Source organism: Xylocopilactobacillus apicola (assembly GCF_033095985.1).
In the GTDB taxonomy this organism is placed as follows: domain Bacteria; phylum Bacillota; class Bacilli; order Lactobacillales; family Lactobacillaceae; genus Xylocopilactobacillus; species Xylocopilactobacillus apicola.
On record NZ_AP026802.1, the window covers coordinates 213,238 to 229,170 of the forward strand.

The 15,933-nt window shown below is 36.2% G+C and carries 13 protein-coding genes; 7 read left to right on the forward strand and 6 right to left on the reverse strand.

The window, feature by feature from the left end; translation table 11 throughout:
- Positions 1-754: 754 nt before the first annotated feature.
- Both R8495_RS01240 and R8495_RS01245 read left to right on the forward strand, forming a co-directional pair.
- A complete protein-coding gene (locus R8495_RS01240; protein WP_317635752.1) occupies positions 755-3,787 on the forward strand; it encodes a BspA family leucine-rich repeat surface protein in 3,033 nt (1,010 codons plus the stop codon).
- Between the two features lie 155 nt (positions 3,788-3,942).
- Positions 3,943-7,035, forward strand: a complete 3,093-nt coding sequence (locus R8495_RS01245; RefSeq protein WP_317635753.1) for a BspA family leucine-rich repeat surface protein — start codon at positions 3,943-3,945, stop codon at positions 7,033-7,035.
- Positions 7,036-7,268: 233 nt separating this feature from the next.
- Here R8495_RS01245 and R8495_RS01250 read toward each other — a convergent pair whose 3' ends face one another.
- Entirely contained in the window at positions 7,269-8,408 is a 1,140-nt protein-coding gene (locus R8495_RS01250) for a tetratricopeptide repeat protein (RefSeq protein ID WP_317635754.1), read from the reverse strand.
- An 11-nt stretch (positions 8,409-8,419) separates the two neighbouring features.
- On the reverse strand, positions 8,420-8,722 hold the full coding sequence (locus R8495_RS01255; protein WP_317635755.1) for a nucleoside triphosphate pyrophosphohydrolase: 303 nt from the start codon (positions 8,720-8,722) through the stop codon (positions 8,420-8,422).
- 286 nt (positions 8,723-9,008) lie between these two features.
- Here R8495_RS01255 and R8495_RS01260 point away from each other — a divergent pair, with 286 nt between their 5' ends.
- Positions 9,009-10,043, forward strand: coding sequence for a Fic family protein (locus tag R8495_RS01260; RefSeq protein ID WP_317635756.1), 1,035 nt, complete (start codon positions 9,009-9,011; stop codon positions 10,041-10,043).
- A gap of 21 nt (positions 10,044-10,064) precedes the next feature.
- On the opposite strand, the gene R8495_RS01265 is transcribed toward R8495_RS01260, so the two are convergent.
- Positions 10,065-10,952, reverse strand: coding sequence for a nucleotidyl transferase AbiEii/AbiGii toxin family protein (locus R8495_RS01265; protein ID WP_317635757.1), 888 nt, complete (start codon positions 10,950-10,952; stop codon positions 10,065-10,067).
- Positions 10,953-11,065: 113 nt separating this feature from the next.
- Positions 11,066-11,671 (reverse strand): DUF6088 family protein, encoded by a 606-nt coding sequence (locus R8495_RS01270; RefSeq protein ID WP_317635758.1) that lies wholly within the window; start codon positions 11,669-11,671, stop codon positions 11,066-11,068.
- Between the two features lie 233 nt (positions 11,672-11,904).
- Here R8495_RS01270 and R8495_RS11120 point away from each other — a divergent pair, with 233 nt between their 5' ends.
- From R8495_RS11120 to R8495_RS01280, 3 genes are all read left to right on the forward strand, one after another.
- Positions 11,905-11,994, forward strand: a complete 90-nt coding sequence (locus tag R8495_RS11120; RefSeq protein WP_425613279.1) for a hypothetical protein — start codon at positions 11,905-11,907, stop codon at positions 11,992-11,994.
- A 119-nt stretch (positions 11,995-12,113) separates the two neighbouring features.
- Positions 12,114-12,857: a spr1630 family ClpXP-sensitive toxin gene (locus R8495_RS01275; protein ID WP_317635759.1), complete on the forward strand. Its 744-nt coding sequence runs from the start codon at positions 12,114-12,116 to the stop codon at positions 12,855-12,857.
- 14 nt (positions 12,858-12,871) lie between these two features.
- Entirely contained in the window at positions 12,872-14,002 is a 1,131-nt protein-coding gene (locus R8495_RS01280; protein ID WP_317635760.1) for a spr1629 family repressor/antitoxin, read from the forward strand.
- A gap of 31 nt (positions 14,003-14,033) precedes the next feature.
- Here R8495_RS01280 and R8495_RS01285 read toward each other — a convergent pair whose 3' ends face one another.
- A complete protein-coding gene (locus R8495_RS01285; protein ID WP_317635761.1) occupies positions 14,034-14,819 on the reverse strand; it encodes a MerR family transcriptional regulator in 786 nt (261 codons plus the stop codon).
- Positions 14,820-14,883: 64 nt separating this feature from the next.
- Here R8495_RS01285 and R8495_RS01290 point away from each other — a divergent pair, with 64 nt between their 5' ends.
- Positions 14,884-15,417 (forward strand): ClbS/DfsB family four-helix bundle protein, encoded by a 534-nt coding sequence (locus R8495_RS01290; RefSeq protein ID WP_317635762.1) that lies wholly within the window; start codon positions 14,884-14,886, stop codon positions 15,415-15,417.
- 1 nt (position 15,418) lies between these two features.
- On the opposite strand, the gene R8495_RS01295 is transcribed toward R8495_RS01290, so the two are convergent.
- On the reverse strand, positions 15,419-15,931 hold the full coding sequence (locus R8495_RS01295; RefSeq protein WP_317635763.1) for a GNAT family N-acetyltransferase: 513 nt from the start codon (positions 15,929-15,931) through the stop codon (positions 15,419-15,421).
- Between the last annotated feature and the right edge of the window lie 2 nt (positions 15,932-15,933).

A 15,933-nucleotide genomic window follows, 5' to 3' on the forward strand; every position in this document is an offset into this window, starting at 1 on the left:
CCAATAACAAGGTCCGAGTCATTGGCTCTCTTATGAGAGTTTTTTGTATGAACTGATTCCGAATAATTTCTAAACTAGAAACTAGTTAAGTCATTAATCGGCTGAAAAAGTCAATAATTATTTGTATGAATAGAATCAATGATTTTAATAAATAAGTAACCCCTTAATGCTCATTGTGGGTCGGCTCCAATATTAATGTTTGGGATTTTTTGGTAAAGAAGCAATCTTAACAAATCCAATTTGCAACATAGAGGCCATATGTGCTTATTGTTGGAGCCGTCCTTTAAGAATGTTTTTGTTACTTAAAACACAAACTTCTCCAGGCACGATAGTTTTAGCAGTTTCAAGTGTGACTTTATGAAGGTTTAAATTCTTGGAAAGTGCTCTTACTCAGTTGATAAAAAACAGTTCAATATTGCCGCTTTGATTTTCTATTGTTAATGTCTCTTTATTCTGAAGTATCATTGCTTAGAATATCAAATAATTAACTAGAATGAGTCCCATTTGACTTACAAAATGGGCGCAGATGTTACTAACTAAGGAATCGCAATCCTAAGGTCTGACATAATTTTCAAATTATGTTGGATTTTTTTTCAAATTCAAAAAAATTACAGAACCTATTTTTGCTATAATAAATTAAACTACTTACCCCTAGGGTATTCCAGGAGGAAGCAATTGTTAAAAAAATTAGGATATCTCTTGACGATACTGAGTGGCATTTGGGCGTTATCATTTGCCATGAGTTTTAAAGAGGATGATAAAGCGGCAAACTTCCCTGAACATGTTGCACAGCCAACTGATGCAAGCGATTTCAGGGGGGGGGCCGTTAGATAATAGCGATAAATCCGATTCTTCAAAGGATGTTTCAAGTAAAGTTGTTGAAGCTCCTAAGCTCACGCGGGGAATCGAAACTCAGACTGAATGGTGGGAGTATGACTACACTTCAAGAGTGCTCACAATTCATGCGCACGAACTGAATGCAGCTGTTGATGTGACTGCAAACGATAGATGGCCTTGGCATTACGACTATAATATAAAACCGACGAAAGTGGTCTTAGAACCAGGAGTTACGGCTAAAGGTTCGCTAAGAGGTTTGTTCAATGGGTTCGGTTATCTTCAAACTATTGTTGGACTTGAAGGTTTAAATACCAGTGCTGTAACCGATATGTCTTATATGTTTAGTGGTTGCGGGAGTCTGACCAGTTTTAATTTGAGCAGCTTTAATACAAGTAACGTTGTCGATATGACTTATATGTTCAATGGTTGCGGGAGTTTGACTAGCCTTGATTTGAGTAATTGTGATACAAGTGCGGTCACTAATATGAGTTTGATGTTTGCGGGTTGTGGAAGCTTAACTAGTCTCAATCTGAGGGGACAGTTTAATACCAGCGCAGTTAAAGATATGAGTTACATGTTCCAATGGTTCAATTTACAGAATTTGGATCTAGGCAACTTTAATGTCGAAAACGTTGAAAACATGTCAGGTATGTTTGAAAGAAGCTCGATCAAAAATCTTAATTTGTCGATGTTTAAACCAAGCAAGGTGACCAACATGTCTTCAATGTTTTATAGATGTTCATCAGAACAGATAAATTTCGGCTCTAATTTTGACACGGGTTCTGTAACAAATATGCAAAGCATGTTTGCTGAGTGTGGCGTTAAATCACTTAATATCAAAGATTGGAACGTCAGTAAGGTTCAGAACTTTCAAGAAACGTTTAATAGTTGCTACAACTTACAACAGCTCGATTTGAGTAATTGGCACACAAGCGAAGCTACAACAATGTACTTGATGTTTAACAATTGCCGAGTGCTCACAAGTTTAAATCTCCTTAATTTCGATACCAGAAAAGTTACAGACATGAGGTCTATGTTCAGTACGTGCTGGTCTTTACTGGCACTAGATCTATCAATGTTTCGAACCTCTGAAGTCACAAATATGACCTCAATGTTTTATTCATGTGGAGCACTTAGAGAACTTGACATAAGTAATTTCGATACGAGTAAAGTAACCACGATGGCAAGTATGTTTCAAAGTTGTGGTAACTTAACTAGCCTAAATGTTAATGGATTATTTAATACGAGTGCAGTTACTAATATGAATAGTATGTTTGCGGGATGTGGGAATTTACTAGAACTAAATGTGTCGAACTTTAATACCGCAAATGTAACCGACATGGGTGGCATGTTTTATTCATGTGGAAGTTTATCTAACCTGGATTTGTCGAACTTCAATACCGCAAATGTAACCAATATGGGTGGCATGTTTGAAGATTGTCGAACTATCACTGATATTGATGTGACAAGCTTTGACGTCAGAAATGTTGTTTATTTTAACAAAATGTTTTGGAATTGTTGGGCATTGCCAGGCGTTGATGTATCTAATTTTGTGACTTCATCTGCGCAAGACATGTCATACATGTTTTCAAATTGCCGCCAGCTTTCAAGTATCGACGTCAGCAATTTCGTTACTTCATCTGTACAAACTATGCGTGAAATGTTTAATCAGTGCTGGGTGCTAACCGATTTTGATCTGAGTAATTTTGATACTAGAAACGTAAATGACATGGCTTTTATGTTTAGCGGCTGTAATAAAATTTCAATCCTTGATTTAACGAGCTTTGATAGTAGTTCTTTAATTAATATGTCAAACATGTTTGCACAAAATAAAGGCAGTAATCTACTTACGGAAGTGAAGTTTGGAAGTAATTTTACAGCAAGTAAAGTTACTGATATGACTAAATTGTTTAGCGGCTGTGATAAAGCGACCAATCTTGACTTTGTGGGTTCGTTGAATACTAGCCAAGTTACCAGTATGTCTGGTATGTTTTCGGGTTGTGAAAATCTTGAATCATTAGACGTATCTAGCTTTGATACGTCTAATGTAGGAAGCATGGATGATATGTTTAACGGTTGTAAAAAAATTAAAACGTTGAATGTAAGAAATTTCAATACAAGCAAGGTTGGTGGTGTTAACTACATGTTTGCGTACTGCAGTAGTTTAACAGAATTGGACTTGAGTAATTTTGATTTTCGGCAGATAAACAGAAATTGGAGTGCTATGCTTTGGATGTTCGCTGGTGCCTCATCGTTATGGCGCCTAACGTTAGGTCCCAATACTTGGTTTGCACCATCTCAGGTTGGTACAATAGATAACAATCCTGTAGGTTTGGCAAATCCAACTGTGAGAACACCAATTATTGATGTTAACGAACCCAATGAGAATTATTACTGTACCGATCCTAAATGGGTGGAAGTAGATTTTGATAATGGTGGCAGCGTTCATGATCCCAAAGGTCAGCCGTTAAATGCGAACGAAATTGTTGATGGAAGTGTTAACCTAACGAGACCTACGACGTATGTGTGGGATCAAAAAGGTAAGGTAACCTTTGAGGTGCCAGAGTCAATTGACTTTGGAGTGTACAAGGATAAGTCTTATCGCGGAGAGCGGGTCACTAGTGGTAAGCAGAAATTCAAGATTATTGACAGTCGTAATATGCCACGGCAGAAAACTTGGCAAGTTAGTGCTTCTGCTACACCATTTACCTCGGCAAGCGGGGCAAGTGTTGCTGGCAATCCGCTGTATTACAAGGATTCTGGTGGAACCAAACAATTGACTTCAACTTCTACTTTAATGGCTGAGAAAGTAATGCCAGCCCAAGCCTACGAAGATATTTGGGAGAACATGTGGCATCTACAGTTTGAGCCGATCGGCAAGAATATCCCAGAAGCAGGGACATATGGCTCAACGATCACGTGGACGTTAGTTGACGCAGATGGACTGTAATGTTTTTGACGCAACAAGAGAATTAAATAGATTGAATTTAAGATCTAACATGATTTTCAAATTATGTTAGATTTTTTTCCTATAATAAAAATTATTATAGAATTCCTTCTGTTATAATGAATAATCTAAATGACGCTTGTTCTAGGAGGATCTTGTTGTATAAGAAATTAGGATATCTATTTATATTGTTTAGCGGTATTTTCACAGTAGCTTTTGCCTTAAGTTTTAAAGAGGACGATAAAGCAGCAGATTTCCCTGAACATGTTGCGCAACCAACTGATGTAAGCGATTCTAATTCTTCTGATGATGTGTCAAATAACGTTGCCAAAGAACCGAAGTTCACGCGGGGAGCTGAAACTCAGGCTGAATGGTGGGAGTATGACAATACTTTGAAAGTGCTCACAATTCACCCACATGAGTTAAACGCCGAAGTTGATGCGATGGCAACCGTAACTGGGTATAGATGGCCTTGGAGGTCATTAACCAATTTCTCTCCACGAAAAATTGTTTTAGAACCAGGAGTTACGGCTAAAGGGTCGCTTAGAAACCTGTTTAGTAATTGCTTGGGACTTCAAACTATTGTTGGGCTTGAAAGCTTGAATACCAGTGAAGTTACGGATATGGCTTATATGTTTACTGAGGATAAAAGTTTGACAAGTTTAGATCTGAGTAATTGGGATACCAGTGCCGTAACCGATATGTCTTATATGTTTAGTGGGTGTGTGGGTCTGACCAGTCTTAATTTGAGTAATTTCAACACCAGTCTTGTTACCAATATGAGCTATACATTTAACAATTGTAGCAGCTTGACGAGTTTAGATCTGAGTAATTGGGACACGAGTGCTGTCACTAACATGTCTTATATGTTTGGCGGTTGTAGTCTCCTTACCAATCTTAATTTAAAAGGGCAGTTTAATACGAGTGAAGTCACTGATATGAGCCGGATGTTTTCTGGTATTGGTAGAGTTCCTTCACTTGATCTTTCAAACTTTGATACTAGAAAAGTTACTAATATGAAGGAGATGTTTTCAAGGAATTTACTTACAACCCTTGATATCAGTACTTTTGATACGAGTGCAGTTACGGATATGAGCAGCATGTTTCAAGGCGCTTACTATTCTAATTTAACTCAAATCAATTTTGGAAATAGTTTTAATACTAGCCAAGTTAAAACTATGAATTCGATGTTTTATGATTCAACAAAATTAACCAGTCTTCAAATTGCAAATTGGGATGTTAGTCAAGTTACTGATATGGCACGTATGTTTCAAAATTGTTCGGGCTTGACGCAGTTGGACTTAAGTGGTTGGCAGACAAGTGAAGTTATTGCAATGAATTCGATGTTTTATAATTGCAAGAAACTCGCGAATCTGAACCTACTTAATTTCGATACCAGAAAAATTACTGATATGACTACTATGTTTTACGGATGTGAAGCTTTACCTGAACTTGATTTATCAATGTTTCGAACCTCCGAAGTAACAAAAATGACTTCAATGTTTGGAGATTGTTATTCACTACAGCGACTTGATATTTCTAATTTCGACACCAGTAAAATTAATGTGATGTCGAAAATGTTTCAAAACTGCAGGAGTTTAGTTAGTTTAAATATTAATGGATTATTTGATACGAGCGCCGTTACGGATATGAGTTATATGTTTTCGGGCTGCAGAAGTTTACCAGAACTGGATTTATCAAATTTCAACACGTCAAATGTTATAAACATGAGTTCGATGTTTAATGGGTGTTTCAATTTAATTAGCTTGGATCCCAGTGGTTTTAATACATCAAAAGTAACAAATATGAGATCTATGTTTCAAGATTGTCGAAGTATTGTTGACCTTGACGTTACGGGATTTGATGTCAGTCAGGTTGTTTCTCTGGATTCTATGTTTGCCAATTGTTGGAGTCTCAGTGGCCTTGACGTTAGTCATTTTATTACTTCATCTGCACAAGGCATGTCCTACATGTTTAATCAATGTCAATCGCTAGAAGATATCGATTTCAGTGCATTTGATACCAAAAAAGTTACAGATATGAGTTATATGATTAGCAATTGCGATAAATTAGCAAGTATTGATCTAACTAGTTTTGATACTAGCTCTCTGACTAACATGACCGGGATGTTTTTTCAGAATAAAGGTGCAAATATTCTCACGGAAATTAAGATTAGTAGTAGTTTTACGACTAGTAAGGTTACCCGGATGCCGAATCTTTTTAGAGGTTGTGATAAACTTGCTAATTTTAATTTCATTAGTTCTTTTGATACTAGCAATGTAATAAGTATGGATTATATGTTTTCTGGCTGCGAAGAAGTGGAATCATTAGATTTATCTAACTTTGTTACAAGTAAAGTCGAAAGTATGGGTTATGTTTTTGAATACTGTAAGAAAGTTAAAACGATAAATTTGAGTAGCTTTGATACTAGTAACGTTAGTAACATGAATTGGCTGTTTTATGGGTGTTCCAGCTTAACTGAACTAGACTTAAGTAATCTTGATTTTCGAAAAAGCTACCAAAGTGTGGGGAATAATCTAGGGGGAATGTTTATTAACACTAAATCCCTTTGGCGCTTAACGTTAGGAGCGAATAACTGGCTCCCAGCACCAACGTTGGGATCTAGAGTTGGGTTAGTTGATCCTACGGTTAGAACTCCGATCCTTGACCTTAATGAGCCAGGGGAGAACTATTACTGTACTGATCCTAACTGGGTGGAAGTAGATTTTGCCAATGGTGGCAGTGTTCATGATCCTAAAGGTGCCAAAAAAACTGCAGAAGATATCATTGCAGAATCACTAACTCGTACTGATGTTAGAACGTATGTGTGGGATCAAACGGGGAAGGTGACTTTTGAGGTGCCAGAGGCAATTGATTTTGGAGTGTACAAAGATAAGTCTTATCGTGGAGAGAGGCTCAGCAGCAGTAAGCAGACTTTCAAGATTACTGACAGCCGTAATATGCCACGCCAGAAAACTTGGCAAGTTAGTGCTTCTGCTACACCATTTACTTCAGCAAACGGCGCAAGCATTGCTGGCAATCCGCTTTATTACAAGGATTCCAAGGGGCAGCATAACATCGGTTCAGTGGCTACTTTAATGGTTGAGAAAGTAATGCCAGCCCAAGCCTATGAAGATATTTGGGAGAACATGTGGCATCTACAGTTTGAGCCGATCGGCAAGAATATCCCAGAAGCGGGGACATATGGCTCGACGATCACGTGGACGCTAGTTGACGCAGACGGACTGTAGTTGCTTTTTATCCGCAGCGGTACAAAAATCGATTATAGTCTATTAATTGTTTTGTTAAGTGTATCATAAAATTTAGTTATGAACTTCTTCTCTTTAAAATAATTAATATCACTGAGTGAACGAATTACAGTATGACCTAATGGATTACCACTTTTCAAACAGTGAGCCTTTTTTAATAATTAAAGCATTTAAGCGCATATACAACAATAATAGAAGATTTAATGTTTTGATTCCTATAAATGAAAAAAGAATTCCTCGTCATTGCCGATTGCCTCCTTACATACCGCTAGATAGGTTTTTAATCCCCAATAATTATTGATTGTCTCGTAATAAAATTGCTTTTGATTATCTATTTCTAAGATGCCTTTTTGGTCTAAAAGTCCAAAATATGGATTTTCGGCAAGTACTTTTTTAAATAAGTAAATCGCCTTACGATAGTTCCCTTCAAAAAAGTAGGTTAGGCCTAAATTTATGTTTAAATGAGTGCCGATCGGAAAAACAGCTATTGCGTGCTCGAAATATTCCCTGGCTGCGGCATACTCTCCTTTGGATAGATAAACCACCCCAAGAGCATTGAGGGCCCGATAGTTGCCAGAATTAATTTCAAGAACCTTCCGGTATTGCTTTATCGCTAAATCCAGCTTATTTGAACTTTCATAAACATAGCCCAAAAATAATTGAGCCAGCTCACTATTTGGATTAGCCGCTGCTCCTTCGAGTGCATTCGCGGTGGCGTTTGGTAAATCGCCTGAATTTCGTTGAATTATCGCTAAGGCTGATTTTGCTAGCGTATCTTCGGGATTGGCCAATATCTGATCTTGCATAATAGAGATGTACTGATTATTTTTCTTGTTTCGGTCCTCGAAAGATCTTACATATCCAAAGTGATTTAATGTTATTGGCGCATCAGCTACTTTAAATCCTTTTTTGATAATTGAAGGTTCAATTCTTTCTGTTGCCTTTTTCTGATACTTGAAGCCTTCATTGTTTTTAAAAACTTTGACCATCATATCGCTGTACCATCCGCCGGTAGCAAAAAAATTGTATCTTAAAAACCGATATCCCCCAACTTCCGGGTCTTCGTCAATTAACCTTCTTAATTTCTTCCATTCTGCTTGCAGCAATATTTCATCGGCATCTAAAAATAAAATCCAATCTTCTTTCACAAGCCCAATCAAATAATTTCTCAATGAAGAAAAATTATTATTAAATTCTTTTTTGAAAATATTCTTTGTATATTTCTGGGCGATTGCAACGGAATCATCGTCGGATCCCGTGTCTAGCACATAAATATTATCTGCAAATGAGTTAGAGAAAAATGGTTCTAAAAACTTAGATTCATTTTTCATTATTAAACATAACGCTAATGACATTTTTTACCTCGCTAAAAATAGTAGATCCCTTTGTCGAAACCACCTCGTTCTTTGAATTTGCGATCTTGAATGGTCCTAGTCGCTTTCTCATCAAAGAAATCGAGTTCAAAATAGGTGCCAATAACTTCTAAGATATCGGCCAATTCTTCGTTCTTATTTTCATAATTAGTTGCGCTAACAAATTCATTGACTTCTTCAACTAATTTTTTATCTAGCTCAATCGATAAATCATTTTTACTTAGAGTAGAAAATTTAGCGGTTGGATTACGCTGTTTTAATTTTTCTTTTAGTTTAGTTCGGATCAACTTTCCCATTTTTACACCCACTCTATTTTAATGATTTCAAAAATTGAATTATGAGCACTTCTAAAATAATCTTTTTTTAAGACTATCACTTATCGTTAGCGCTTACAACAAAAATCTTGAACTTTTAATGTGCAAAAATTTTAGCGATTTAAATCGTTTAAAATGGACAAGTTACCACAACTATTTACAATTATTTGGGGAGTTTTTCTCATCGTGGTAATATTACATTTCCTTTTAACTTAACTGAAATCAGAGTTTTGAGTCTAATTTGCTTTTATCCGCCAAAGTAGGTAAAATGGCGGTGAAAAAATTCAATTATCAGAATTTAAATAAGTTGGATTTGGATTATGATCTATTAAATAGTTTAACTAAAATTCATGAATTTAAGGGCAAAGAGGAGTTATATTTGGCTGATAAGTCTTATGAATTTGATCGTTTGAAAAATTTAGCCATGATTCAAAGTACAGAAGCCTCTAATAGAATTGAGGGAATTAGTACGACAGACGCTCGATTGAAACAACTTATCGCAGACAAAACGACGCCGATTAATCGAGACGAAGAAGAAATTGCTGGATATCGTGACGTATTGAAGCTAATTCATGAAGATTATCAGTACCTTGAGCTAAATCGAAATAATATTTTGGCGTTGCATAAAAAGCTATATGAATATTCGCCCCAAAATTTTCGAGGAAAGTTTAAAGCGAATGACAATGTTATCACCGAAAATGAAAAGATTCGTTTCAGACCGGCACCCGCATACTTAACACCAATGCTAATTGATGATCTGTGCAACGAGTATAAGCAAGCGATTCAGCAGGAAAAAGTTGATCCGCTGATCCTGATTCCTTGTTTTATACTCGATTTTTTGTCCATTCATCCGTTTACTGATGGCAACGGCCGGATGTCAAGACTATTAACAATGCTGCTGATGTATCAATCAGGATATGTGATTGGCAAGTACATCAGTATTGAACATTTGATTGAGAAAACGAAGTCGACGTATTATGAATCTTTGGATGCAAGTTCAGTTGGTTGGTTTGATAATGTTCAAGATTATACCCCTTTTGTTCGGTATTTTTTGGGAGTGATCTTGCGTGCTAATGAAGAATTGATCGAACGATTTGAGTTGATGAGACACTCAATTAGTTCCGCTGATCGTGTTATTTCGGAGCTTCATAAAGCACTTCAGCCGCTAAGTAGAGCTGAGCTTGAAATGAGTTTACCAGCAATTAGTCAGCGAACGATTGAGCGAGCGCTTGCGAAACTTCAAAAAGAAAATAAAATCGAAAAAGTCGGTCAGGGACGGTCAACGAGGTATCGGGGGAAGTGATATATGGTTTTATTCATTAATTTAAAATTTAAGAAGACTGATTTCTTTTTCAAGTTCTTTTAATTCGTCTAAAATATCTTTCAAGTCTGGTATTTTACCAAAAAACATGTTTTTCATTATATTATAGTCTTCTTGAACGTTATCTAATTGTTTCTCGTTAGGTAAAAGTTTGATTTTTCCTAGTTTTGCATCTTCATATTTGGCAGAATTATCAGGGTAAAATTTAGTTTTAAAATCAATGACCTCCTGTAGCAATTCAATATCATCGAAAGCGTTGTTTTTTACCTCAGATTGTGCAAGCTTATAAACGTCATAGTAATGTCTAGAGTATCTCTTCGGTGTAGAATTATTGATTCGATTTGCTTCCTTGTGTAAAATGGTAACTTTTTCCCAAAAGGTTCGCTTGGATTCTATTGTCGGGACGGATACAATCGATTTTTCGAATGAATCTGGAAGAAAATTCGTCACAAATGCTGAAATGTCTTTTAATGCTGTGGGAGTCATGGCAGCTAGAGGTCCAATTTCTAACCTGATTTCTTGCAAAATACTGGAGTCTTTGAAAGCATTTGGATAAATAATTTGTACCGTTTGAGAATCATCTTTGGATATAGTTGCTGAAAAATTTTCAATATTAAATGTTTTGATAATTTTTGATAGATCGGGAACAAAAATATTTTCGATCCAATCAGATGCTTTTTTGTTAGCTTCCTTATTAAATTTAATTTGTTGGGTTTTGCTTCTTTCCTTCCAGGGTTCATTACTCTGGTATCCTAGTACTCGCCAATCTAAAATTAAATCGATATCTTCTGAAAAACGGTCTATTTTGTGATAGGCCTTGGATAGTGAGGTTCCACCCTTAAATGCGAAAACATCTTTAAATTGAGAACTGCTAAATAAAATGTCTAACATTGAAACGATCCAGTAATCTTTTTCGATAATAGCTTCATTAATCAAAAGTTCGTTTGCAGTTAACCGATAGATATCTTTTCGATTTTTTTCACTTAATTCAAATAGTTCTAGCATTAAGATACCTCGTCCAACCGATTGATGGTATTTTGGATCCAAATCCTTGAAGATACGCTATCTTTCTTTAGTTGTTTTAAATCGCTATCAGTCAATTTGTTTTTTATAATCTTTAGGTCATTTTCTTCAATATTTTGTTCCCCAATAGTTTTAAGAGCCTCAATAACTAAGGCAGATGTTGGACAAACAGCAATTTCTCTTGGTAAAACTTTTTTGAATTCAATTTTTTGGCCGTTGTTTAAAGTGATCTCTCGGTTGGGTCCAATGCTTTTGTAGGTGTATGAGTTAGGAACTTGAGTTGTTAGTCCAAGTAAATTGAGAGCAGTGTCACCAGCTGGAATACTTAACCATTTATTTTTTCGGATGTATGCTTGAGCAACTTCGTTTGGCGTTGCCGGGATGTCTCTTTTTAAAAATGAATTAAAGTTAGGTTTTTGGTAGATCCCTCTAAACACAAGGTTGAGGTCACCCGCTTTTACAAGCCGTCGAACCAACTCTTTTAATGTGTTATATGTGATATTTAACTGTGCAAAATCTGCCAAAATAAATAAAGTCCCTTTTGGGGCTCTTTTTATTTTGGCTTTTATTCTTTCAAAGTCAGTCATTTGTTGCTCCGTAGTAAATATATTGATTATCTAATGACCCTATTATACCAATGCTTTGTGAGCTTTTCCAGTGCCTAAACGTTATTTTTTCTAGGCACTGCTATAAGGATTGCTGATTTATCAAAATATTATGAATCTTTAGCGGCAAATTCAGTTGTCTGGGCTGACAATGAGCAAGATTATACTCCTTTTGTCCGGTATTTCTTGGGAGTGACTTTGCGGGCTAGCGAACGATTGAGCGAGCGCTTGCGAAACTTCAAAAAGAAAATAAAATCGAAAAAATCGGTCAGGGACGTTCAACGAGGTATCGGGTGAAGAGTTGACGCCTTTTTTGTATAATAAAGTTGAAAATTCGAACTTTTTACTTTAAAAAAATCTAAAAAATAATGCATTTGCTTAATTAATGTTATAATTTTGAAAACGATTAAATAAGGAGATGTCGATGAAAGATTTTGAGCTGAGCGAAGAGATTAATCAAGCAATTGTGGATGGAATTCAAAAAGGTTATTTGAATTATCTAGAAGAACGAGGTGAAAAAAAGGAGAAGATGGCAGTCAGTGGGGCATACGCATGGACTAAAGGAAATCATATCGATGATCAAGTAGCCAAAGTTGCCGAAAAAAATGATATTGACTTTTATATCACAAAAGCAGGCAACTCCTGGGAATATTTGCAGTTTAACCTTAACAGCGGCACTGACAAGTATTTGCTAATTATTAAAAACTCGGTCTTTAAGAAACAGGGACCCCCGAAGAATTTCAAGAATACTAATTACTTAATGCAACTTGCTGAAATTAATCATTCTTTGTTTAAAGATGATGAAGGTTCTTTCATCAACACTCCTAAAAAAGTAAAGCTAGAACTTGGATCAGCAGAAGTTAAAGAAATTTTGGATGACATTCCTTTGAAACGGTATTCTCGTTTTTATATCATTACTTATACCATTGATAAAAATAAACTCATTCAGTCAATTAAATTGACGATTCCAAATAACGAAAATGGCAAATTGATTTTAAAAGAGATCGCAGACTTAACCAATTATATGCAAACAAGCAAGTATGAAATAACGCTAGATAGTGTTGAGCCAATCAAAGATGAGTTGGCTTTTGATGATACAATGTTCTCAGGAGCTGAAACCGAATACGGATTTTCAGTGGCAAAAGAAAATACAGAAGAACAGCAGTAAAAGGATGGGTCGTTGTGTTTTTTGGAGAGAAGTTAAAGAGCGTTCGAGAGTTGAACGGGATCTCTAGAAAAGAATTAGCAGAATTAATAAACGTCAGCGAACAAGCTGTTTGGCAGTACGAAAATCAGCATACAGTTCCTGCGTTTATGATTATTAACAAATTAAAGAAATTGTTTTTGGTTAAGCCGCAATTTTTTTATACAAAACCGTTCATAAAAAAAGTAAGTGATATTGAGCATATTGCTTATCGTTCCCCTGACCGGGAGGCACGGAAAAAGGCAAAAATGGAGACCACTTATCTGAATTTTGTTGATTACGTGATTTCAGATTTTGAGCAATATTTGGCGCCTTCATCAAATGCGATTGCTTTTATGAGTGAATCGGCGTATCGCAAAAGCATTCAAGAGGTTGCTCAAGAAGCCAGAAAAGAGTTGGCACTGAGTAACAACAAAGATTTGATGTACCGCCTAGAGCTGGCAGGGATTTATATCTTAGAAAAAAATATTGGTCCGAACATTGACGCTTACAGTACTTGGACTAAAGATGATCGGGCTTTTATTATTCTGGGGAATATCAAAAAATCAGCGGTTAGAAGAAATTTTGATTTAGCGCACGAACTGGGGCACTTGTTGCTTCACAAATCAATTGAAATGGATAGCCTTTCACGAGATGAATATCGGCAAATTGAGAAAGAGGCGAATGACTTTGCTTCGTACTTTTTGATGCCAGAAGATGAATTTATGCAAGACTTTCAGGCAATTTCTAAGAGATCTAATCCATATTCATACTTGGAAATGAAAACAAAATATATGGTTTCAATCATGGCGTTAGAATACCGAGCTTACAATTTGGGATTGTTGACCTTCGAGGAAAATCGATACTTTTACTCGTATCTTAATCGGCATCATTTACGCGCTAAAGAGCCGTTGGACGAGGATATTTCAGTGATCAAACCAGGAAAAGTCCGTGCCTTGTTGAGCTTTGTTTTTGATAATAAACTAACCACGTTAAATAAAGTATTGGACGATTACAATGTCGATGTCGCTTTTTTGGAAAATTTATTGGATATTGATGACGACTTTTTTCATAAATTTCAAGCGGATTCTGCGGCCAATTATTTTCAGTTATTTTCGAATGTTAACTAGCTTATCGTAAGTTGAAATTGAATTATTGTCCTTATTCATTTGGTCGCACCTCGTAGCCTGTTTCAGTTACCCAATCATCAGGATTAGAGCTTTGAGCGGGTGAAACGTGAAAAATATTAATCATTGGACCCGAAATTGAATAGCCATTATTTTCAGTCCATAAAGCAAGCGCTGTTGTAACTTGCGGCATTTGTTCATAACTGCCGCTAAAAGTTACTGTCGGCATCATAAAATTAGGGATTGTTTTAAAGTCGGAAGAATTTCCGATGACGTTCATTTGAACTTCAAGATCAACATCAGTTTGGCGATATTCTGGATCGTGATAAATGGTCATTGCTAGAGGAGAATCAGCTATTTTGGCATTTTGTTTTTCAATCTTGCGCATTAACTCATTCCACAATTGAAATTCTTGATCTTCAGACGCAACAATTTTTCTAATTGAAACTACTTTTCTTGCAGGAATCTCTTTTAATTCAACATGATATTCTGCCGTCAGCGGGTTTTGCTGCAACAAGTTCAGCATCATCTGCCTTTTTTTGACCTTTTCTCGTTCAGCTTTTAACTCCATCTCCAGCGTTGAGTAGTAATCTTCCATTAAGTCTGGATTCTCGAGCATCTTTTTGATCTCTTTTAGCGAAAAACCAACTTGTTGAAATACCTTGATCTGATTAGCTGTTATAATCTGGCGAGCTGAGTAGTAGCGATAATTGGTTAGCGCGTCGATTGATTCAGGCGTTAAAAGCTCCAGCTTCTCATAATGATGAAGGGCTCGAACCGTCAAATTTGTTAGCTTAGAAAAATCACCAATTTTAAACATTAATTCCCCTTTACTCTCACCTAAGGTTAGTCTATATAATAATATAAAAAAGGAGGTCTAACAAATGGCGAGACCAACAACGAAAGAAGATTTAATTGCAGCCAGCACCCAAAATTTTGACAAATTAATGAAATTACTTGATCCTTTAACTGAAGAAGAAAAGAATGGCAAATTTCATTTTGATCTTGAAAAGGAAAAGGGGGCACACTGGAAAAGAGATCAGAATATCAGAGATGTCCTAATTCACTTGTATGAGTGGCAAGTTCTATTGTTAAATTGGGTAAAGAGTAATCAAAAAGGAGTTGCAAAAGATTTCTTGCCCGACGGATATAATTGGCGCAACTATGGCGAAATGAATGTTGAATTGTGGAAGAAGCACCAAAGTACTCCTTACGATGAAGCTCTTGAGAATCTAAAAGATACCCACCAGAAAGTAATGAAGCTGATTGATGCGTTTAGCAATGAAGAACTTTTTTCTAAAGGAGCGTTTCCTTGGACTGGCAACAATACTCTTGGTGCCTACGTTGTATCAAGTACTTCCAGTCACTATGATTGGGCGTTAAAGAAAATAAGAAAGTATTTGAAAGGCTTGAATTGATTCAGGCTTTTTTTAGTTCATGGATCATTATAAATTCTTCTTCGTTTTCGTCGATGATAGTAAAACCGACTTTCTGGTACATTCTAAGAGCATAATTATCTTTTTGCACAGCTAGGCTTGTTTTTTGGTAAATGTTTTGAGCTTGCAAATATTTTAACATCGCCCGCATCAAAAGAGTTCCAATTCCTTTATTTCTATTTTCTGGTCGGACGGAGATGGCAAATTCAGGGGTATCGCCATCGACACTGCCAAATCCGTTAATGATTCTAACCCAACAAGCTCCTACGATCTGTCCACCTTCTTCATCGACCAAGCAATAATCATCTTTGTAATTACCAAAGTCTTTGATATAAACCGCAAGATCTGGTTCTTCAATGATGCTTTTGGGAAGAAGTTCAGCTCCTTCACGCTGAAATATTGCATAGTATAGGAAATCTTTTAGTATTGAGATTTCTTCTGTTTTAAGAGGTCTTATTGTAATTTTATGGCTACCTTTTTTGTTTGAAATGGGCAATG

Coding starts and splice junctions, on each gene's coding strand:
- R8495_RS01240 (WP_317635752.1), top strand. CDS start 755: ATGATAAAGCGGCAAACTTCCCTGAACATGTTGCACAGCCAACTGATG.
- R8495_RS01250 (WP_317635754.1), bottom strand. CDS start 8,408: ATGTCATTAGCGTTATGTTTAATAATGAAAAATGAATCTAAGTTTTTA.
- R8495_RS01255 (WP_317635755.1), bottom strand. CDS start 8,722: ATGGGAAAGTTGATCCGAACTAAACTAAAAGAAAAATTAAAACAGCGT.
- R8495_RS01260 (WP_317635756.1), top strand. CDS start 9,009: ATGGCGGTGAAAAAATTCAATTATCAGAATTTAAATAAGTTGGATTTG.
- R8495_RS01265 (WP_317635757.1), bottom strand. CDS start 10,952: ATGTTAGACATTTTATTTAGCAGTTCTCAATTTAAAGATGTTTTCGCA.
- R8495_RS01270 (WP_317635758.1), bottom strand. CDS start 11,671: ATGACTGACTTTGAAAGAATAAAAGCCAAAATAAAAAGAGCCCCAAAA.
- R8495_RS01275 (WP_317635759.1), top strand. CDS start 12,114: ATGAAAGATTTTGAGCTGAGCGAAGAGATTAATCAAGCAATTGTGGAT.
- R8495_RS01285 (WP_317635761.1), bottom strand. CDS start 14,819: ATGTTTAAAATTGGTGATTTTTCTAAGCTAACAAATTTGACGGTTCGA.
- R8495_RS01290 (WP_317635762.1), top strand. CDS start 14,884: ATGGCGAGACCAACAACGAAAGAAGATTTAATTGCAGCCAGCACCCAA.